22 protein-coding genes are annotated in these 19,069 nt (G+C 56.8%); 10 read left to right on the top strand and 12 right to left on the bottom strand.

Annotation, left to right across the window (positions count from 1 at the left end):
• Window positions 1–212: 212 nt before the first annotated feature.
• The 6 genes from HWX89_RS07960 to cydX all read left to right on the top strand — a co-directional run bounded on the left by HWX89_RS07960 (window position 213) and on the right by cydX (window position 7,232).
• Window positions 213–785: a GbsR/MarR family transcriptional regulator gene (locus HWX89_RS07960; protein WP_138792026.1), complete on the top strand. Its 573-nt coding sequence runs from the start codon at window positions 213–215 to the stop codon at window positions 783–785.
• Between the two features lie 8 nt (window positions 786–793).
• The gene (cydD, locus tag HWX89_RS07955; protein ID WP_138792027.1) at window positions 794–2,584 is read left to right on the top strand and encodes a thiol reductant ABC exporter subunit CydD; all 1,791 of its coding nucleotides are present in this window, start codon (window positions 794–796) and stop codon (window positions 2,582–2,584) included.
• A complete protein-coding gene (gene cydC / locus HWX89_RS07950; protein ID WP_138792028.1) occupies window positions 2,581–4,272 on the top strand; it encodes a thiol reductant ABC exporter subunit CydC in 1,692 nt (563 codons plus the stop codon). The genes cydD and cydC overlap by 4 nt, the downstream gene beginning before the upstream one ends.
• Before the next feature lie 75 nt (window positions 4,273–4,347).
• Window positions 4,348–5,925, top strand: a complete 1,578-nt coding sequence (locus HWX89_RS07945; RefSeq protein WP_138792029.1) for a cytochrome ubiquinol oxidase subunit I — start codon at window positions 4,348–4,350, stop codon at window positions 5,923–5,925.
• 5 nt (window positions 5,926–5,930) lie between these two features.
• Window positions 5,931–7,088, top strand: coding sequence for a cytochrome d ubiquinol oxidase subunit II (gene cydB, locus HWX89_RS07940; RefSeq protein WP_138792030.1), 1,158 nt, complete (start codon window positions 5,931–5,933; stop codon window positions 7,086–7,088).
• Between the two features lie 21 nt (window positions 7,089–7,109).
• Window positions 7,110–7,232 (top strand): cytochrome bd-I oxidase subunit CydX, encoded by a 123-nt coding sequence (gene cydX / locus HWX89_RS07935; RefSeq protein WP_138792031.1) that lies wholly within the window; start codon window positions 7,110–7,112, stop codon window positions 7,230–7,232.
• A 58-nt stretch (window positions 7,233–7,290) separates the two neighbouring features.
• Here cydX and HWX89_RS07930 read toward each other — a convergent pair whose 3' ends face one another.
• The 8 genes from HWX89_RS07930 to HWX89_RS07895 form a co-directional block, all read right to left on the bottom strand.
• Window positions 7,291–8,250 carry an asparaginase gene (locus HWX89_RS07930; RefSeq protein WP_353505662.1) on the bottom strand — a complete coding sequence of 320 codons (960 nt, stop codon included), beginning with the start codon at window positions 8,248–8,250 and terminating at the stop codon, window positions 7,291–7,293.
• A gap of 78 nt (window positions 8,251–8,328) precedes the next feature.
• Complete coding sequence (locus tag HWX89_RS07925) at window positions 8,329–8,517, bottom strand: hypothetical protein (protein ID WP_138792033.1); 189 nt, start codon at window positions 8,515–8,517, stop codon at window positions 8,329–8,331.
• 80 nt (window positions 8,518–8,597) lie between these two features.
• On the bottom strand, window positions 8,598–9,014 hold the full coding sequence (locus HWX89_RS07920; protein WP_138792034.1) for a DUF3597 domain-containing protein: 417 nt from the start codon (window positions 9,012–9,014) through the stop codon (window positions 8,598–8,600).
• A gap of 12 nt (window positions 9,015–9,026) precedes the next feature.
• Window positions 9,027–9,278 (bottom strand): GlsB/YeaQ/YmgE family stress response membrane protein, encoded by a 252-nt coding sequence (locus HWX89_RS07915; RefSeq protein ID WP_138792035.1) that lies wholly within the window; start codon window positions 9,276–9,278, stop codon window positions 9,027–9,029.
• A gap of 134 nt (window positions 9,279–9,412) precedes the next feature.
• Window positions 9,413–10,270 (bottom strand): carboxylating nicotinate-nucleotide diphosphorylase, encoded by an 858-nt coding sequence (gene nadC, locus HWX89_RS07910; protein WP_138792036.1) that lies wholly within the window; start codon window positions 10,268–10,270, stop codon window positions 9,413–9,415.
• Between the two features lies 1 nt (window position 10,271).
• The gene (locus HWX89_RS07905; protein WP_138792037.1) at window positions 10,272–11,813 is read right to left on the bottom strand and encodes an L-aspartate oxidase; all 1,542 of its coding nucleotides are present in this window, start codon (window positions 11,811–11,813) and stop codon (window positions 10,272–10,274) included.
• A complete protein-coding gene (gene nadA / locus HWX89_RS07900) occupies window positions 11,810–12,781 on the bottom strand; it encodes a quinolinate synthase NadA (RefSeq protein WP_138792038.1) in 972 nt (323 codons plus the stop codon). The genes HWX89_RS07905 and nadA overlap by 4 nt, the downstream gene beginning before the upstream one ends.
• A 69-nt stretch (window positions 12,782–12,850) precedes the next feature.
• On the bottom strand, window positions 12,851–13,753 hold the full coding sequence (locus tag HWX89_RS07895) for an NUDIX hydrolase (RefSeq protein ID WP_138792039.1): 903 nt from the start codon (window positions 13,751–13,753) through the stop codon (window positions 12,851–12,853).
• A gap of 188 nt (window positions 13,754–13,941) precedes the next feature.
• Between HWX89_RS07895 and HWX89_RS07890 the strand changes: the two genes are divergently transcribed.
• Window positions 13,942–14,439, top strand: coding sequence for a thermonuclease family protein (locus HWX89_RS07890; protein ID WP_138792040.1), 498 nt, complete (start codon window positions 13,942–13,944; stop codon window positions 14,437–14,439).
• 58 nt (window positions 14,440–14,497) lie between these two features.
• Here the strand turns inward: HWX89_RS07890 and pyk are convergent, their stop codons facing one another.
• Window positions 14,498–15,937: a pyruvate kinase gene (pyk, locus tag HWX89_RS07885; RefSeq protein ID WP_138792041.1), complete on the bottom strand. Its 1,440-nt coding sequence runs from the start codon at window positions 15,935–15,937 to the stop codon at window positions 14,498–14,500.
• Window positions 15,937–16,419: a DUF1036 domain-containing protein gene (locus HWX89_RS07880; RefSeq protein WP_178340659.1), complete on the bottom strand. Its 483-nt coding sequence runs from the start codon at window positions 16,417–16,419 to the stop codon at window positions 15,937–15,939. Before HWX89_RS07880 ends, pyk begins: the two co-directional genes overlap by 1 nt.
• 194 nt (window positions 16,420–16,613) lie before the next feature.
• Between HWX89_RS07880 and HWX89_RS07875 the strand changes: the two genes are divergently transcribed.
• The 3 genes from HWX89_RS07875 (at window position 16,614) to HWX89_RS07865 (ending at window position 18,134) form a co-directional block, all read left to right on the top strand.
• Window positions 16,614–17,402, top strand: coding sequence for an N-formylglutamate amidohydrolase (locus HWX89_RS07875; protein ID WP_138792043.1), 789 nt, complete (start codon window positions 16,614–16,616; stop codon window positions 17,400–17,402).
• A gap of 18 nt (window positions 17,403–17,420) precedes the next feature.
• Entirely contained in the window at window positions 17,421–17,726 is a 306-nt protein-coding gene (locus HWX89_RS07870) for a DUF1244 domain-containing protein (protein ID WP_138792044.1), read from the top strand.
• A gap of 150 nt (window positions 17,727–17,876) precedes the next feature.
• The gene (locus HWX89_RS07865) at window positions 17,877–18,134 is read left to right on the top strand and encodes a DUF2312 domain-containing protein (RefSeq protein WP_138792045.1); all 258 of its coding nucleotides are present in this window, start codon (window positions 17,877–17,879) and stop codon (window positions 18,132–18,134) included.
• Window positions 18,135–18,191: 57 nt separating this feature from the next.
• On the opposite strand, the gene HWX89_RS07860 is transcribed toward HWX89_RS07865, so the two are convergent.
• Window positions 18,192–18,812, bottom strand: a complete 621-nt coding sequence (locus tag HWX89_RS07860; protein ID WP_138792046.1) for a tetratricopeptide repeat protein — start codon at window positions 18,810–18,812, stop codon at window positions 18,192–18,194.
• Window positions 18,813–18,910: 98 nt separating this feature from the next.
• Window positions 18,911–19,036: a type B 50S ribosomal protein L36 gene (gene ykgO, locus HWX89_RS07855; protein ID WP_003497670.1), complete on the bottom strand. Its 126-nt coding sequence runs from the start codon at window positions 19,034–19,036 to the stop codon at window positions 18,911–18,913.
• Window positions 19,037–19,069: the final 33 nt, after the last annotated feature.

Below are 19,069 nucleotides of genomic sequence, written 5' to 3'. Positions count from 1 at the left end.
AGCAGCATGGGTAGACCGTATGATATCGGTATCATGAGAATTCGGGCCGACTTGTATCGTGATTATCGGCAAGGCCCTGTCATTCAAAGCCTTCAGCGGCCTGCCGTTTGTCTGTGTGACGCTTTTTGACGCAGTTCAAAAAGGAGATTTGATGCCATTTGTTTTTTGTTATATCGAAGTTTCAGAAATTACTGAAAATTAGGAAACAAAGCGTGTCCGCAAATCTCTCGCCTCTCGTCCAGTCATTTGTGCTGCATTTCGGCGAAATGGGCAGTCGATGGGGAATCAATCGCACCGTCGGGCAGGTCTATGCTCTTCTTTATCTATCGCCGGAGCCGCTCTGCGCAGACGATATCGTCGAGGCGTTGGCGATCTCTCGTTCGAATGTGTCGATGAGCCTGAAAGAGCTTCAGGCCTGGAACCTTGCAATCCTCAAGCATCTGCCCGGAGATAGGCGCGACTTTTTCACGACTCCGGAAGATGTCTGGCACATCCTTCGTATACTTGCGGAAGAGCGCAAGAAACGCGAAATTGATCCGACGCTTAGCGTATTGCGCGAAATTCTCATGACGACGCCTGAAGGCGAGAGCGAGCGCCACGCCCAAAAGCGTATCGAGGACATGAAAGTGCTGATCGAGCAACTGACTGGCTGGTACGACGACGTCAAAAAGCTCGAAACCGAAAGACTGGCATCGCTTTTGGCATTAGGCGCGAAGGTCACCAAGCTACTGGATACCAAGGATAAAATTGTTTCGCTTGCCAAACCGCGCGGCAAAAAGAGGTAACGGGATCAATGACCGCTTCCACATCCGCATCGCCTTCCTCTGCTGTCGCTGATCCCGGTCAATTTGCTCGAGAAGCGACGAACAATGCTCATGACACGGCGGGACGACGGGTTTCGGAAGCCGGGATCGCGAACGTTGGGCAGGAAAAGAAACGTGCCCCATCGCAAGGCAGGTCCGTCGCATTTTTGCATGCCGTCGCCGCCCTTATCTGGTTGCCGCAGGCAGGATTGCTGGCTCTTTCCGTCGGTATGATCGCTGATGCGGCACCGATGATATCGATCGTGCCCGCCGCCTCTGCGGTTCTCGTCCTCGGGGTTCTCAAAGCATGGCTGGAGAAAGCGGCATCACGCCGATCGTTTCGGGCTGCCCGTCGCGTACTTTCTCAAGAGAGAGCGGAAGCGCTTGCTATTGTGGCCACAGCGTCTCCCCTCGATTCATCCCGTACGACGTCCGGGGAGGCGGCAAGTGTCATTGCAGAGAGTGCGGAGGCACTCGTGCCCTACTTGTCCCGGTTTCTACCGGCGAGAATGAAGGCGACGGTCGTTCCCATTGTTTTCTTCGTCGCTATCTTCCCATTCTCCTGGGTTGCCGCACTGGTGCTGCTTTTCGCCATGCCGACGATACCTCTGTTCATGGCGTTGATCGGCTGGCAGGCCAAAGCGGCAAGCGAAAAGCAACTGGCCGAGACCGGCAACATGAACGCCTTCTTGCTGGATCGCTTGCGCGGACTGCAAACGATCCGGTCCCTGGAGGCCGTCGATCTAACTGCCCGTAGACTTAGGGGGGATGCCGAAAACCTCAAGAAGCGGACGATGGCAGTTTTGCGGATTGCTTTCCTGTCATCCGCAGTCCTTGAGCTGTTTGCGGCTCTTGGGGTTGCAATGACCGCTGTTTATGTCGGCTTCCATCTGCTCGGTTTTCTGGAATTCGGGGCCTGGGGGCAGCGGTTGACGCTGGCAGAAGGCCTTTTCATTTTGCTTCTGGCACCCGCCTTTTTTGAACCGATGCGCGAACTGTCTGCCGTGTGGCACGATCGCGCTGCGGGCGAGGCGGCAATGGATGCACTGCGCAAGTTCAGGAACAATGCGGTCTCAGTTGTTGGAAACGGTCAGCACGCTACGGAACGTTCCATTGCGAGCGCACCGACCCTGGAGATCAAAGGGCTGTCTTTCGCTTATCCGGGCGGGCCTTACGTCATTTGCGATTTTGACCTGTCCGTTCGGGAAGGTGAATCCGTTGCGCTCCTTGGCCCTTCTGGCTGCGGAAAATCCACCATTCTCTCTTTGATCGCTGGCTTTGCTGCCGCCGATACGGGCTTGATCGAGATCGGTGGCACGCCACTGAATGCCGATACGGCTGACGCATTGCGCCAGACGGTTGGATGGATCAGCCAGAAGCCTTTTTTTACGGCTGGCTCGCTGAAAGCCAATGTTCGCTTTGGTCGTCCTGACATCACCGGCACGGGCGTTGACCGTGCGTTGCAGGAAACCGGGCTCGACGCATTGGTATCTGCGCGCCAACACTGTCCCGTCGGTGATGGCGGTCATGGAATCTCCGGCGGTGAGGCTGTGAGGCTGGCCATAGCGAGGGCGGTTGCCGACCCCGCAACACAGCTATTGCTGATCGATGAGCCGACGGCGCATCTCGATCGCGAAACTGCGGAACGGATTGCTGACAGCCTCTGTCGGCTCGCCAAAGACAGGACCCTGATCGTGGCGACGCATGACCCGGTTCTTGCGGGGCGTATGGACAGGGTTGTGGATCTGGCTGCCCTCAGCCAAGGGGAGGAGCGTTCATGATATCGCGTCTTGCCGTATTGAAGCCCATCACCCAGCTTTTTTGGTCGTCACGTCGGACAATGTTGTGCGCAGGTGCTGCGCTCGCCGCGACAACGGTTATGGCTGGTATTGGACTTCTGGGCGTCTCAGGCTGGTTCATCACGGCCACGGCAATTGCCGGTCTCGCACCAGCGACAGCCTATGCATTCGATGTTTTTGCGCCATCAGCAGCAATCCGGCTGCTTGCGCTGTCTCGGACCGCCGCACGATATGGCGAGCGTCTGACAACGCATGAAGCAACGCTTTCTGTTCTCGCAGCACTCCGGGAAAAGCTGTTTCGCGGCTGGGCCTCGCCCATGGCTGCAAAGGCGCTCGAGGCCAGGCCGGTTCGCCTGCTGAACCGTTTGACGGCCGATATCGATGCGCTGGATTCGCTTTGTTTGCGCGTTCTCGTGCCGGGAGGCGTTGCAATTCTGGTAGCGATTGCGACGGGGCTAGGGCTTAGCATTCTGCATCCGCTCGCCGGGCTCGGTGCAGCTATCTTCCTGCTGGTCGCGGGCCTTGGAATCTCCGTCAAAGCTTCCTTGAATGCGGAAAAATTCGCTCGCCGCCGTGCGAGTGGTCTTGAGTCTTTGCGGGCGCGCACCGCTGATATGGTCAGCGGTCAGGCGGAGTTCCTGACGACGGGTCGCCTGTCGGCACAGGTGGCGGCTGCGTGTGACGCGGACGATTATCTGAGAAGGTGCGACGACCAATTAAATCGGATTGAAGTTGCAACGGGCTTTTCGTTTGGGATCAGCTCAGCCGTTCTGCTGGCGACTACACTGCTGGGAATGGCCTGGCTGGCCGAACATGGTGTGATCGATGCGCCCGCGGCAGCCTTGGGATTGCTCGTCTGTTTTGCCGCGTTGGAGCCTTTTACTGCTTTGCGAAGGGGAGCAATGGAACTTGGGAGAACATTGTTCTCCGCCCGACGGATTGCCCCCCGCCTTTCTGCCGCTGATACGGTGTTTTCGCCCTCCGTGCCTGCTACGGGCATGGCCGTCGAATTTGCAGGTGTGAAACTGACGCGTGCTGGCAATTCCCGCCCGGTACTTGATGATGTCGATTTAAACATCAAGGCCGGTGAAACGGTCGCAATCATAGGGGCGAGCGGTGCTGGAAAGACAAGCCTGCTCAATCTGATTGCCGGCGAACTGACACCGGATACCGGATACGTCAACGCTTTCTCTTCGTCGCTTCTCACACAACGAAACGAACTGTTTCGCGATAGCCTTGGTGACAATCTCCGGCTTGCCAAACCCGATGCGACCGATCGCGAACTCTGGGACGTCCTCGATGCTGCGGGTCTTGGTACCCTGGTAAGGCGTTTACCCGAGGGGCTTGAAACTCGTCTGGGCGAGGGCGGGCAGGGCCTGTCCGGTGGGCAATCCCGCAGATTGGCGCTTGCGCGGTTTCTGTTGAGAGACAGGCCCCTCTGGCTTCTGGATGAGGTGACTGAAGGCCTTGACGGCAAAACAGCGCGCGATGTGCTCGCAAGGCTGTTTCAACACGCGACGGGAAAAACTGTCGTGATGGTGACGCACAATCGGCGTGAGGCTGAATTCGCCGATCGCATTGTGGTTCTGAAAGAGGGGCATCCGTTTGATGAATGTCAAAGCGGTACCCCAGGCTACGGCGTAGTGTTGCAAACATTGCGTCCGGACTGATCGATTTTTTCAGGGTCGGTGCTGTTTTTGAAACAGGAGACTGACCTTTTTTGAAGAAAAAGGTGGGGTAAACACATGGAACTCGACATCGTGGCGCTATCGCGCCTCCAATTCGCAGTTACTGCCTTATATCATTTTTTGTTCGTCCCTCTGACACTTGGTCTGTCGGTGGTTATCGCCATCATGGAAACGGTCTATGTCATGACTGGCCGGACGATCTGGCGACAGATGACGAAATTTTGGGGAACACTGTTCGGCATCAACTTCGTGCTCGGTGTATCCACCGGCATCGTCATGGAATTCCAGTTCGGTATGAACTGGAGTTATTACAGCCACTATGTTGGTGACATCTTCGGGGCGCCGCTCGCCATCGAAGGCATGATGGCGTTCTTTCTGGAAGCCACCTTCGTTGGTCTCTTCTTTTTCGGCTGGGATAAACTGTCGAAGGTTGGTCACCTGATCGCAACCTGGTGCGTTGCGCTCGGTTCGAATTTCTCTGCACTTTGGATCTTGATTGCCAATGGCTGGATGCAAAATCCTGTCGGTTCGGCTTTCAATCCTCAGACCATGCGCATGGAAGTGACGGATTTTTTCGAAGTTCTGTTCAACCCGGTCGCTCAGGCGAAATTCGTCCATACAGTTTCGGCTGGCTATGTAACGGCCGCAATCTTTGTCCTTGGTGTTTCAGCCTGGTATGTGCTGAAGGGACGCCATGTCGATCTTGCCAAACGCTCGATGACGGTTGCAGCCTCGTTCGGACTTGCTTCGGCTCTCTCCGTCGTCGTGCTGGGCGATGAGAGCGGTTATCTCTCGACCGAACATCAGAAGATGAAACTCGCCTCTATCGAAGCGATGTGGGAAACAGAACCGGCACCGGCTGCCTTCACCGCGATTGGTTTTCCCGATCAGGAAGCACGCGAAACCCATTTCGCCGTTCATATTCCCTGGGTCATGGGCCTGATCGGCACACGCTCGCTCGACACCGAAATTCCCGGTATCAACGATCTCGTCAAGCAGGCTGAAAACCGTATCCGTGATGGCATCAAGGCCTATGATGCACTGATGCAGATTCGTGCCGCCGGCAAGGGCACGCAGTTGCCTGAAGAGGTGCGCGGCACCTTTGCGGAACTCGGGCACGAACTTGGATATGCATTGCTGCTCAAGCGCTACGTCGACGATCCTAGACAGGCGACAGACGAGCAGATCGCCAAGGCCGCGACAGATACCATTCCGCACGTCCCGACCTTGTTCTGGTCGTTCCGCATCATGGTCGGGCTCGGCATCTTCTTCATCCTGTTGACGGCAACATTCTTCTACCTGTCAGCCCGCCGCCGGTTGGATCACTATCCTATCCTGCTCAAGGTTGCCGTATTTGCCATTCCGCTGCCGTGGATCGCTGCGGAAATGGGCTGGATCGTCGCAGAGTTCGGCCGTCAGCCGTGGATCATCGAAGGTGTGCTGCCGACCGCCGCTGCGGTCTCTAGCCTCAGTGCTTCGACGGTTCTGATTACGCTCCTGTGTTTCATCGCCATCTACACGGTTCTTTTCATCATCGAGATGGGGTTGATGCTCAAGGCGATCCGCAAGGGGCCTGATCCGGACAAGGAACCGGAGGCGCCGCTCGTTCCCGAAAAACTTGTCGCTGCGGAGTAAACATCATGATCCTGCACGAACTTATCGACTACGAAATTCTCCGCCTTATCTGGTGGTTGCTGCTCGGCGTCCTGCTGATAGGATTTGCGGTCACCGGTGGTTTTGATCTCGGTGCTGGTGCGTTGCTGCCTTTTGTCGCTAAAACCGACATCGAGCGGCGTGTCGTCATCAATTCCATCGGCCCAACCTGGGAAGGCAACCAGGTGTGGCTGATCCTTGGCGGTGGTGCCATCTTTGCGGCCTGGCCACCCCTTTACGCGGTGTCCTTCTCGGGTTTCTATCTGGCGATGTTCGCCACCCTGTTTGCGCTCATCTTGCGGCCGGTGGGGTTCAAATATCGCTCCAAGCGCGAGAGTGTAGTGTGGCGCACCAGCTGGGACTGGGCCTTGTTTGTCGGGGGCTTTGTACCTGCCCTGATCTTTGGCGTTGCGGTTGGCAACGTACTTCAAGGTGTGCCGTTCCACTTCGATGACGATCTTAGAATCTTCTATGACGGCACGACACTGTTCGAACTTTTGAACCCCTATGCCATTCTCTGCGGTCTTGTGTCCGTTGCCATGCTGCTGATGCATGGTGCGGCATGGCTGATGCTGAAGACGGACGGTGTCATCGCCGAACGTGCCAGGGCTTTCGGGACAGTTGCGGCTCTTGCCACGACCGTTGTCTTTGCGCTTGGCGGCATTTTCTTATGGCTCGGGGTTGATGGTTACCGCTTCACGTCCGAGATTGCCACCGGTGGTCCGTCCAATCCGCTTGGCAAAACGGTTGAAGTGGCAAGTGGTATCTGGTTCGAGAACTACACCACATATCCGTGGATGATGATTGCGCCAGCACTTGGCCTTGGTCTGCCGCTGATCGCTTTTGTTTTCATTCGTATGCGCAAGGCAGTGATGGCACTTCTCGCCAGTTCTCTCGCAATCTTCGGCATCATCTCGACTGTCGGGCTTTCGATGTTTCCCTTCATCCTCCCGTCCTCGGTCGATCCGAAGTCGAGCCTGACTGTCTGGGATGCTTCATCCAGTCATCTGACGCTGTTCATCATGCTGGTTGTTGCGGTGATCTTCGTGCCGATGATCGTTGCTTACACGACCTGGGTCTACCGCGTGCTGTGGGGAAAAGTGGATGAAAAGGCGATCCGTGATGAAAGCGGACACGCGTACTGAGATCAAATAAGGAGATCGAACATGTGGTATTTCGCCTGGCTGCTCGGCCTGCCTCTCGCCGCCATCTTCGCCGTCATGAACGCCATGTGGTATGAATTGATGGAAGAAAATGCCAGGAAGGCAGAGGTTCAATCTAACGAGTAAATCTGTTCTCTCGAGACAGTATAAATGGCGGCTTCCGATGTGGAGCCGCCTTTTTTCGTTAGTGCATCTCGTCGACGGTTTCGTCGAATGCATCTCGGATGGCGTCAGCATCGGCGCCACTTGCCAGAAGAGCGGCCAGGAGAATACGTGCCTGGCCCGGCCGCAATTTACGTGAATGGATGGCTCCTGCTTTTGCCAGGTCGTGCCCACCGCCCCCGCCACCATAACTGGGCGAAAGTGCGCCGTCGGGCACACGACTGGAAATGATGACCGGCAGACCCTTGGACGTGCATTCTTGAGCCGCCTCGACAATCACCCGATTGGCGTTGCCCGATCCAAGGGCCTGCAGCACGATGCCGTGTGCACCTGCCTCTACACTTGCCTTGATCTGTGTGGCGTCGCAGCCGGGATAGATGGCGATCATGTCCACCCGGACCGGATCAACCCGACCAGATAATTCGAGTTTTGCTTTCGTCGTTTCGCCACGGGCATTTCGAAATGCGTCGGCCTTGTCGCTGCTGAATTTGTATGCGCCCCATGCCGATACAGTTCTGCCACCAAAGGCGATCTGAACACCACGCGCAGCATTGACGGCGTCTGACGCGAGCGAAATTGCATGGTGAAGATTAGTTGGACCATCAGAACAGGGATGGTCGGCAGCAAATTGTGCGCCGGTGAAAATCACGGGCTTTTCGATGGCGTTTTGCAAGTGAACGAGAAGCGCGCTCTCTTCCATCGTGTCGGTGCCATGCATCACCACGACACCACGCACCTCGCCATCAGCGATTTGCCGTTTCACGGCGTCGCTGATCGATTGCATGTCGGCGAAGGTAAGGCTGGAGGAATCTTTCGACATCAGATTGACCGTGCGAAGACGCGCATCGACCTCGGGAAGAACGGAAAGAAGGTCATCACCTGTCAACGCGGGCTTAAATGCTCCGTCCTCGCCACGTTTGCTTGCAATGGTGCCGCCGGTTGCGATCACCGTGACGAGTGGTGTTGATTGCGCCTCTTTCACTAAAAACCTCATCCTGTTGAACTGTGGCGCTTATAGCATGTTCACAAGATGGCTCCACTCTTTGTGGTTGAGCGCGTTTCAGTGGATGGAGATGCTGCGCTTGTCGGCTTCCTCTTTGATGATGTCTTCAACGACCGCACGTTTCAGATGCGGATTTCCCAAAAGATAATCATCCGCAATCTCGAATATCGATTTCGGGTTCTCGGTCTTGTGAAGGGTGTCGAGGTCTCTGCCTATCTGTTCGCGCAGGCTGTCGTAGTCGTCCATTTCTTTTCTCCTTGCGGGACATGGCCGGGCCGACTGGTCAGTTGAAAAGGCCAGGGGTGTTACCCCTGGCCTCCGGCATGTCAATCAAGCAACTCGGCGGGCAGCTTGCCGCCATTTTCCGAAAGCTTTTTAATGACCGCTTTGTGAAGCCACATATTCATCGCGGCGGAATCCGATGTGTCGCCGGGATAATGGAGTTCGGCGGCCAGTTCTTTGCGGGCGCTGAGGCTGCTGTCGAGGTCGAGCGCCTTGAGAAGGTCGACGATGGAATGTTTCCAGTCGAGTTTCTGACCGTTTTTCTTGACGGCAGCGTCCAGGATGGCAGCAACATCGACGTTTCCGGCCGGGGCGGGTGCAGCACTTGTTGCGGTTGGCTGCGCAGGTGCCGGTGCCGCAGGCGCAGGGCTGCCCGATGGTGCAGGCGAAGGCGCTGCCGTTTCAGTGGCGGCCTCGGCCTTTCCGAAGATGGCGTTTTTGATTTTGTCAAAGAAGCTCATTTCATTCTCCCTTTAGCGGCGAATCGCTCGCCCTACGGCGATCAGTATGCACGCGCCTATGAAACCTGCGATAAGGTATCCGAGCCATCCCCCGAGGGAAACGCCCACAAGTCCAAGCAGAAAATTCGCGACAATCGCACCGATGATGCCGAGAATAATATTCATGAAAACACCCATGTTGCTTTTCATGAATTGTTCGGCAAGCCACCCTGCAATGCCGCCGATGATAATGGCCGCAATCCAGCCAACCTGTGCATCTTCCATAACACGCCTTTCCTCTCTGATAGCGATCCGCTGATAAAGACAGGTTTTTGCACGCATTCGTCCCCCGCCTAGAAGCACGGACCTCATGGCAAGGCGATAACGGATATGTGAGACGTTTGTTCCGGTATCCGCTCTCAACAGGTGTGGGAAAAATCCAGGCCGATATCGAGCACCGGTGCGCTGTGCGTCAGCCATCCAACGGAAATCAGGTCAACACCGGTTTTCGCGATGGTGGCAGCCGTTTGCGGATTGATACGGCCCGAGGCTTCTGTGATGGCTTTGCCAGCGACGATATCAACGGCTTCACGCAACATCTCAGGGCTCATGTTGTCGAGCAAAACAGCGTCGATGCCTTCTTGCATCGCTTGCCTCAGTTGGTCGAGCGTATCGACTTCCACTTCTATTTTGACGAGGTGGCCGACACTGGTCTTTGCGCGGCGAATTGCTTCGGCCGTGCTGCCTGCAACAGCGATATGATTGTCCTTGATGAGGACTGCATCGTGAAGTGCAAAGCGATGGTTCATGCCGCCACCTGCACGGACGGCATATTTTTCCAGGGCGCGAAGGCCGGGTGTTGTCTTGCGGGTGCACGCCACTGAGGCTCTTGTTCCAGCGATGGCTGCTACGATACCGGCCGTAACCGAGGCTATGCCTGAGAGGTGGCCAAGAAAGTTGAGCGCGGTCCGCTCGCCGGTCAAAAGGCCACGCGATGGGCCTTCTATTGTCGCGATGATGTCGCCGGGATTGACCGCTGAGCCGTCATTCACCTGCCTTTTCATCACAATGGCTGGATCGACGAGCTGGAATGCAAGCTCCGCGGCATCCAGGCCCGCGATGACACCCCTGTCGCGCGCAGCCATGACGACTGTTGAACGATGGTCTGCAGGGATCACGGAATCAGAGGTTATATCGCCTGCAAGCCCCAGATCTTCCATTAGGGCAATGCGAACCGGTGCTTCAATCACAAGACGTGGCAAGGGGGAGAGGGGCATGTCAGGCACTCCGGGCGATGGTGCTGGAAGAAATAGCTCGGGCAAACGACAGAATCTCGTCGAGGCAAAGACTGCGTCTTTCCGCAATTCCCTTCAGTGGAAAATCATCGCGAAAATGCGCGCCGCGCGATTCCTGGCGCAAGGCGGCAAATACGGCAATCGACAGGCCGACGATTGCCGGGTCGGAGGCTGGGCCGTTCTGCTCGGTCAGTTGCAGAAGGCCGGCGATCGCCGTATTCAGGCCGGCTGCATTTCTGGTGATGCCTAGATGCCGGGAGACAAGCGGGCGAACAACACGTGGATCGGCTTCCGCAAGGGAACCGATTGCGCTTACACCGGCAGACAGAGGCGCTGAAAAAGAGCATCCATCTTGTGCGGCGCGCATGCCCATGACGGCTGCCTCGAGCAGCGAGTTACTCGCAAGCCGGTTTGCACCATGCAATCCCGTGCAGGCTGCTTCGCCCGCCACCCAGAGGCCGGGGAAGGAGCTGCGGCCATTCCGATCCGTCGCGACGCCGCCCATGTGGTAGTGCACCGCAGGCCGCACCGGGATCAGGTCGCGGGATGGATCAATGCCCGTCTCTTTGCAAAGCCGGTCAATCGAGGGGAAGCGTGTTGAAAATCGCGATCCAAGCGCCTTGCGTGCATCGAGGAAAACCCGACCGCCGCGGACAATCTCCCGTTCGATGGCGCGTGCGACGATGTCGCGTGCAGCCAGCTCCTGACCGGGAATATTCGCCATGAAACGTTCGTTTTTTTCATTCAGGAGCGTGGCGCCTTCACCGCGTACGGCTTCGCTGACGAGAGCCAGGGGGCGCCGCGCCGAGGCTAGCGCGGTGGGATGGAATTGGACAAATTCCATATCGGCGAGCATGGCACCGGCCCGTGCCGCGAGCATGATGCCCTGCCCGAAATTTGCCGTTGGATTGGTCGTTGCATCGTAAAGCCCGCCAATCCCTCCGGTTGCCAGGATGACCTTGCCGGTCAAAAGGGTGAAAGTGCCTTTTTCACCTGCGCAATGGAGGCCGGCCACGATGCCATCGTCTGCAATTAGCCGGCGCACATTTACGCCAGTTATGACTTCGATGGAGGGCGTCTGCAGTACGGCTGCGGTGAGTGCTTTAATAATGGCTGCGCCTGAGCCATCTCCCTCGGCATGGATGATCCGCCTGCGGCAATGGGCGGCCTCCAGTCCGAACAGCAATTCGCCTTGGGCGTCGCGATCAAAATTCACGCCATTTTTTTCCAGCGCCGCAACGATCGATGGGGCGGCTGCGAGAATATCCGCAGCCATTTCTGAAGCAGACAGGCCATCGCCTGCCGCCAACGTGTCGGCCAGATGAAACGCGACGTCGTCGTCCGGAGCCAGACTGGCAGCGATCCCACCCTGTGCCCAGGCGCTGGATGTTTCACGACCCAGTGCGCTTCGTGTCAGAAGGACAACGGGTTCAGGCGAGACTGTCAGCGCGGCCATCAGTCCGGCAATACCGCTACCAACGATAACGGTTTTTCCGGTGTGCTGCCTTAGACGTTCCGGCGTCATACTGCCAACATCCTCTCAACCGCGCGGCGGGCAGCGACAGCAACCTTGGCATCCACCGTCACTTCATGCCTGTTTTGCTCGAGTGCGCTTCGGATGTTGGCAAGCGTGATGCGCTTCATGTGTGGGCAAAGATTGCACGGGCGGATGAATTCCACGTCTGGATGATGGACGGCCACGTTGTCGCTCATCGAGCATTCGGTCAAAAGCACGACGCGGGCAGGTCGTGCCTGGCCCACATAGTCCGACATGACGGCGGTCGAGCCAGAAAAATCGGCAGCGTCGACGACATCTGGCGGACATTCCGGATGCGCCAGCACCGTGACGCCCGGATAGCTCTCGCGCAGCTCGCGTATATCTTCGGCGGTGAACAGTTCGTGGACTTCGCAGTGGCCGCGCCAGGCAATGAGCTCCACCTTGGTCGCGCGAGCGACATTCTGTGCGAGATATTCGTCCGGCAACATCAGTACGCGTGGGACGCCAAGCGATTCAACCACCTGGCGGGCGTTGCCGGATGTGCAGCAAATGTCTGAGGCGGCCTTAACCGCTGCTGATGTGTTGACATAAGTCACGACCGGAACGCCGGGATAGGCCTTGCGTAAAAGAGCAATGTCTTCGGGCGTGATGGAATCCGCCAGGGAGCAGCCTGCGGCCATGTCGGGGATAAGCACTGTTTTGCTGGGGTTCAGCAGCTTGGCCGTTTCGGCCATGAAATGCACGCCGGCCAGAACGATGACATCGGCCTCCACTTCCATTGCCTTGCGCGCAAGCGCGAGACTGTCTCCGACGATGTCGGCAACGCCGTGAAAGATCTCCGGCGTCTGATAATTGTGGGCGAGAATAACGGCGTTGCGCTTGCGCTTCAGCTCCAGAATCGCCTCGACGTCATCTTGAAATCCCATCCATTCGGCTTTGGGAATGACGCGGCTGACGCGGTCATAAAGGGCTGCGGCGGAAATTCGTTCGTTCATAGCGCTCTCCCAATTATACTCATATTGAGTATATGTCGGTGAAAGAGATATTCTCAATTAGAGCATATGTCAATTGCGTGAGAGAGGCAGCTTTGTTCCTGAGAGCGCGCGTTCATCAAGGATGGTCTGTCGGAAGCGGAAAAGCTTCGCGGGACGTCCACCCGTTTCGCTGGTCACCTCGCCGGTTTCCTCGACCAATTGCTGTTGTTCGATCAGGCGACGGAAATTTTGCTTGTGCAAAGTCAGTCCTGCGAGCGCCTCGATGGTCCGTTGCAGTTGCAGGAGTGTAAAAGCATCGGGCATCAGTTCGAAAACAACCGGGCGGTATTTGATCTTGGCACGCAGGCGTGCGATCCCGGTTGCAAGAATGCGGCGATGATCGGCAAACATCGGCTTGCCGAAATTGATATGTGGCTCCGTCTGCGCTTCGGTTACGAGCCCCGCCTCGTAGAGAAGTTCATAGCGCTGCAGCGTGAGATCCTCGTTCCAGCCGCCGCCGTCCATTCCGAAGGTGAAATCGGCACGCAAATGGCGCTGGCTTTGGCGTTGAGGGTCGGAATCTGCCCAGGCGCGTAGCTTTTCAACGAGTTGATCCAGCACCGCCGGGCGGCCACGCCGGTGATCTTCCCAAGGGAAATAATCGTACCACCCCCACCACGACGGTCGTTTGCTGTCGCTTGTTTCCTGTTCCCGGACCAGTCCAAGATAACCGATGGAGATTGTCCTTCCGCCGAGAATGTCATTGTTCCGGTCTCGGTCGGCAAAGGTGTAGAGTTGTTCCAGATAGCCAACCGGATAATGGGTCTGTTCATGGATCCATTCGCGAAGCCCGCTTTGCAATGTCCTGTGGCCGAACTCGAATGGCCCGGAAGGCAGAGCCTCTCCCGTCCTGACGGTCATCACTCGCGGTTCTTCTGCAGTAACAGCGGTGACGACGGCAATGAGTTCGGCGTGGGCGAGCCCGATTGTCACGGTTATTCCTTATCGCATCTGATTGATTTACTCACCTTTTGGCACAGGAACGTTGCCGCGCCAACTGCGGCTGCTTGTTGCGCGAAGGCAAAAGTACGGCAACTTTTGTATGCGGCCTTTTAATGTAATCATTGCAATTGCTGTTATGCTTTGTCCGTTAACCTGTTGTCCTTGATCATCACGGAGAGATTGTGCGGCAATTTGCAGTTCTGCTTTTCCAGATTGCGATCGTTATCGGCTTGGGAATTGCAGGCATTCGCACCGCATCGTACTTGAATGGCGAGGTTTCCGAGCCGGCGGCACGTCTTGCCACTCATACGGAGATGGTATGGACGACGGCACCAGTGCGCGTGAATGTCGAAACACAGAATTTCGAGCGTATTCCCACCCCGCCCGATCCCTTTCCCTTGAAAATGCATGCCGACCAAAGTTTTCGCGTCACCTCCAACAACGGGTTCGTCTTCAAGGAACAGGAGTATCGGCTTGATGGCGTCGAGACCGTGGAGCGCAACAAAGTCTGTCTCGATCTTGAAGGACGACGGTTTGCCTGCGGGCTGAACGCGTTTAAGAAGCTGGAAAATCGTATCCGGGGAAAATATCTGGAGTGTCGCGTGGTCGGGCAGGTCGAGCAGGTGTCGCTGGTCGAATGCCAGATCAATGGCCAGGACGTGCGGGCAATCCTCTGACGTACAACGCGCCAAAAAAAAGCCCACCAAATGGCGGGCTTCTTCGTTGATATCGGGATCAGACGCCGCTCTGGCCGTCGGAGCCGATATAGGCAATGCGCACCATGTTGGTTGCGCCTGGCGTGCCGAGCGGAACGCCCGCCGAAATGATGATGCGGTCGCCGGGCTTGCCGAAACCTTCGGAAACAACAATGCGACATGCGCGGTTGACCATGTCATCCAGGTCGTTCGCATCGCCGGTGACGACGCAATGCAGACCCCATACGACCGATAGACGGCGCGCGGTCTGAATGATCGGCGACAGCGCAATGATCGGAACCTGAGGACGTTCACGCGAAGCGCGTAGACCCGTCGTGCCCGACGATGTGTAGGTCACGATCGCAGCGAGCTTCAGCGTTTCGGCGATCTGGCGTGCGGCCAGCGAAATCGCGTCCGCACCCGTGGCTTCCGGCTGGGCGCGCTGTGCGTAGATGATGTTCGAATAATGCGGGTCCTGTTCCACGGTGCTGGCAATGGATGCCATGGTGGAAACGGCCTCGACCGGATAATCGCCAGATGCGGATTCGGCAGAGAGCATGATCGCATCTGCGCCTTCGAAAACGGCGGTTGCAACGTCGGAGACTTCGGCGCGGGTCGGAACCGGTGCGGAGATCATCGATTCCAGCATCTGCGTTGCAACGACCACCGGCTTGCCGGCGCGGCGGCAGGCGCGGGTCAGCTGCTTCTGGATGCCGGGAACGGCTTCGAGCGGCATTTCCACGCCGAGGTCACCGCGGGCGACCATCAAGGCGTCTGAAAGTTCGATGATTTCCTCGATGCGTTCGATAGCCTGCGGCTTTTCGATCTTGGACATCAGGCCAACGCGACCGCGAGCGATCTTGCGAACTTCTGCCAGATCTTCCGGACGCTGAACGAAGGAAAGTGCGACCCAGTCGACTTCGTTGGTGGCGAGAACAGCGTCAAGGTCAACGCGGTCCTTATCTGTCAGAACGCCGACGCCGAGCAGCGTATCGGGAAGACTGATGCCTTTACGATCGGAAATCTTTGTGCCGGAAACAACGGTGGTCACGATGCTCTTGCCATCGCTCTTTTCGGCGCGCAGGTGCAGCTTTCCGTCATCGATCAGAAGGCGATGGCCAGGCTTCACGGCCTCGAGAATTTCCGGATGTGGCAGGAAAACGCGGGTGTTGTCGCCGGGCGTGTCGTTGTTGTCGAGCGTGAAGGTCTGGCCTGGAACGAGATCGACCTTGCCTTCAGCGAATTTTCCGACGCGCAGCTTGGGACCCTGCAGGTCGGCAAGAATGCCGATAGGACGGCCGTTGCGGCTCTCGACCGAGCGGATACGCTGAATGAGCGTCCGCATCACGTCGTGGCTGGCATGGCTCATGTTGATGCGAAAGAGATCGGCGCCGGCAAGATGCAGCTTCTCGATCATCGCCTCTTCGGAGGAGGCGGGACCAAGGGTAGCAAGAATTTTGACTTTGCGATTACGCTTCATCAGTTTTGACTTTCCTGTGTGCCTGGCGTGTCGGAAAGCTGGACCATCCAGCTACCCTGTCTGCCCGTGTCGTATTCCTTGAAACCCATTCTCTGGAAGCTGCGCGCGTAGCAATCGTCCACACCGCTGATCTTGAACTCGTTTTCCGCCACGCACATGTTGACGTCACCGGTCCATCGGCCGCCACGGGCGGCATCTTCGGCATAGAGATAATAATAGCGGGACTGCAATTCGCCCTCTATCAGCGTTGCGCAGGTGGAGGCAGGAACCTGCCACCAGCCTTCGCTGACCCAACCCTCCTGCGCCCGGTAGCCGATAGCGACACCGACGAGGTTTTGCGTGCTGTTGCAAACGCGAAAATCCGCAAGAGCAGGCTGCGCAATGAAGAGCGGGGTTGCAAACAATGCGGCTGCGGAAAAAAGACGAGCAAGATTCCGATACTTGCGGGGAAGAGCGAAGAATGACTGAGTCACGGCTTCCATCCGGATTCCATGGTTATAATGAACACACTTCTTGGCGCGGTCGCCCAAGAAAGTCAACGCGAGTTTAATCGATTATATTGGTTGTCGGATCGTGAGTGCGGTAGGGTAGATAGCGGTTCTTCCGCCTAAACTTGCGCGCGGCCTCAAGCCATGCCATCAAGTTCCTCTCCTCAATCCTGTCCCAGAAAACATCGATGAACGACTTCATACCCTATGAAATCATAGAAGGCCAATATGACAAAGGCATGGTTCTTCTGGCAGACCATGCAATGAACCTTCTTCCGCCACAGTACGGTAAACTTGGCCTACCGCAAGCCGCTTTTGAGCGACATATCGCATTTGACATCGGGATAGAAGGGTTGACGCGTTCACTTGCCGCCCGGCTCGGCGTTCCTGCGGTAATGGGCCGGTTTTCGCGACTGCTGATCGATCCGAATCGCGGAGAGGATGATCCGACGCTCATCATGAAGATTTCCGATGGTGCCATCGTGCCCGGCAATCATCCGATCTCAGATGAAGAGTGGCAGCAACGGATAGAGACCTATCATCGCCCCTATCACAATGCCGTTGGTCAGGTGCTTGGCAAAGTCGAAACCGTCACCGGGAAGGCGCCGCTGGTGCTGTCGCTGCATTCCTATACACCGTTCTGGAAGGAGACGCCGCGTCCCTGGCACGCGGCGGTTTTGTGGGATAGCGACCATCGCGCTGTTCACCCGCTTCTCGCTGGTCTTCGCGCCGCCAATGATATCCTTGTCGGTGACAACGAGCCCTATGACGGTGCGCTGAAGGGCGACACCATGTATCGCCACTGCATGATCAAGGGCATTCCCCACGCGCTTCTCGAAGTTCGGCAGGATCTGATCGGCAACGAGGCGGGCATAACCACTTGGGCGGAGCGGCTTGCTCCCATTTTTGCCGTAATGAACGACGATCCCGCTCTGCACGAATATCAGGTGTTTGCGTCGCGGACCGGGCCATATTGACGGATTTCGGAGTTTGCCATGACCATAGATAAAGACTTGCAACAAATGGAATTCGAGGCGGCGGCTTTCCGTCGCCTCGTGCAGCATCTTCGCGATCGTCACGATGTTCAAAACATCGATTTGATGAACCTCGCAGGCTTCTGCCGCAACTGCCTGTCCAACTGGTACCGGGAGGCAGCCGAGGATGCGGGGGTTGAAATGAGCAAGGATCAATCCCGCGAGATCGTCTACGGCATGCCCTACGACGATTGGAAGAACCGCTATCAAGGTGAGGCAAGTGCTGCTCAAAAGGCTGCATTTGAGGAAAACAAGCCAAAGGAATAACGCTGTATCGCAGGAAACGACTTGACGTAACGCCTGTCAGTGGGCAGTTCACAGGCCGGAATTTCTGCCGCACGATTGATGGCAACAGGCGAAGGTTTCGCCGACTGAACGAACAAGGCTCATGAAAGAGCCGCCACTACAAAGGAAAGAATGATGGACGAAACAGCGACCACCGAAACCGTAGCCGCCGCCGAACTGCGCCAGTTCATCGAGCGCGTCGAGCGTCTCGAAGAAGAAAAGGCCGCTATCCAGGGTGACATCAAGGATGTGATGGGCGAAGCCAAGGGACGCGGTTACGATACCAAGGCGATCCGCACCATCATTCGCCTGCGCAAGAAAGACGCCAACGAGCGTATCGAGGAAGAAACCATCCTGCAGACCTACATGGCTGCGCTCGGAATGGAATGATCTCCGCTTTTGCAGATCCATAAAAAGAAATCGCCGCTTATGCGGCGATTTTTGTTTTTAGCTGCGTGTTCCCGCCAGCTTCTCCGAGAGATCGCTGGCTTCCTTGCGGGCTTCCTTGTCTGCCGGATAGACCGCGAGATATTGCTCCCACGCCTTAAGGGCCAGTTCATCGCGGCCGGACGCTTCGAGAATGTTCGCGAGGCTTGCCAGCGCAGGAAAGTGCCTCGGTTCTTTTTCCAGCGTCAGATTGATGTCGGCCATGGCCTTGCGGGTATCGCCGTCGGCAAAGTGTACCATGGCGCGGCGGTAAGGCGCCTGCGCAAAGTCGGGGTCGAGCAGGATGATCTGGTCGAGGAAGTCGTATGCGGCGGCATTTCGCTTTTCGTCAGACGCTTCCGAAGCCCATTGCATCAGCAGATTGATCGTGGCGCTGCCGGAATCATTCCATTCGGCGACAATCTGGTTGGCGAGATTGCGTGCCTTCACCGCGTCGCGTTCTTTTTTGAGCGACTCAAACAGCGTATCGACGGTCTGGACAGGGGCCGGGGCGATCTCTTCTATCGCCGGGGGCGTGGGCTGAGACGCCTGTTGCGCTGCTGCGTGGCCGATCGACAGCGCGCCGATCAGCATAAGGCTCTGGGCAAAAACAACAGACGTGCAAAAACGATTTGGGCGCATTCGGATAGATTAATCCGCGCGCGCCCAATATCAAATGCAAACTTTGTATCTATCAACAATGTGATCCGCGTAGAAAACGCAAACCGCAGAGCGATCAATCAGCCCTGACGAGCCTTGAAGCGCGGGTTCTGCTTGTTGATGATGTATACGCGGCCCTTACGGCGAACCAGGCGGTTATCGCGATGACGGGCCTTAAGCGCTTTAAGCGAATTCTTGATCTTCATTTTACTGGTCCGCAGTTTTGCACGGCTTCCACC

The organism is Rhizobium sp. RM (genome assembly GCF_013390595.1).
In the GTDB taxonomy this organism is placed as follows: Bacteria; Pseudomonadota; Alphaproteobacteria; order Rhizobiales; family Rhizobiaceae; genus Agrobacterium.
The sequence above is the reverse complement of the archived record's forward strand: the minus strand, read 5'-3'. Positions and strand labels throughout refer to the sequence as shown.